Annotated in this window: 1 protein-coding gene; it reads right to left on the bottom strand. The window is 32.2% G+C overall.

Annotated features, from left to right (window positions below; genetic code table 11):
• Nucleotides 1–466, bottom strand: a 466-nt coding sequence (locus EWZ81_RS03690) for a glycosyltransferase (protein ID WP_165549051.1), incomplete at its 3' end; no start/stop codon positions are given.
• Nucleotides 467–580: the final 114 nt, after the last annotated feature.

The following is a 580-nucleotide window of genomic DNA, read 5'->3' as shown; positions in this document are numbered from 1 at the left end:
AAACCCCATAAAAATAATTCTCATCATTTTCTTTAATGTTTAAGAAATCAGCGCTAAATTCATTACAAAAGATAACGTCCACATCGCTCCACACCATTTTAGAATATTTGGGGAATAAATCCGCTAGAAAATACTTCACTAACACCATTTTAGAAAAACGCTTGGTGAAATCCTCATCAAAAGGGTTAGGGATAGTGTCTAAAAAAGGTTCAATATCTTTTACTTCTAAAGTAGCAAATTCTTTAAAAGGCTCTGTGATTTGATTAAGCTTTGCTTTATCTTCTTCATTCAAGCCTACCACTAAAGCGTGTAGGGTGTAACGGATTTTTTTATTAGCCTTAGCGATGCTCTCTAACAAGGAATAAAGACATGCGCCCGCAGGAATGAGATAATTCTTATCAAAAGCGAAAGCGATAGGAACATGAAAATCTTGTTCTTTAAATGAATGGCTTGAAGCTGAAGTCATAAAAAATGAAACACCCTTTTTTAAAGCTATTTTATCCAAAAAAAAAAAAAACCGAACTTGAAAGGGTTCTGTTTTTTGGTTTTTATGCTGTTTTTAAAGCAAATTAATTTAAAA

The sequence above is a fragment of the Helicobacter pylori genome (assembly GCF_011140715.1).
Taxonomy (GTDB): domain Bacteria; phylum Campylobacterota; class Campylobacteria; order Campylobacterales; family Helicobacteraceae; genus Helicobacter; species Helicobacter pylori_DA.
The sequence above is the reverse complement of the archived record's forward strand: the minus strand, read 5'-3'. Positions and strand labels throughout refer to the sequence as shown.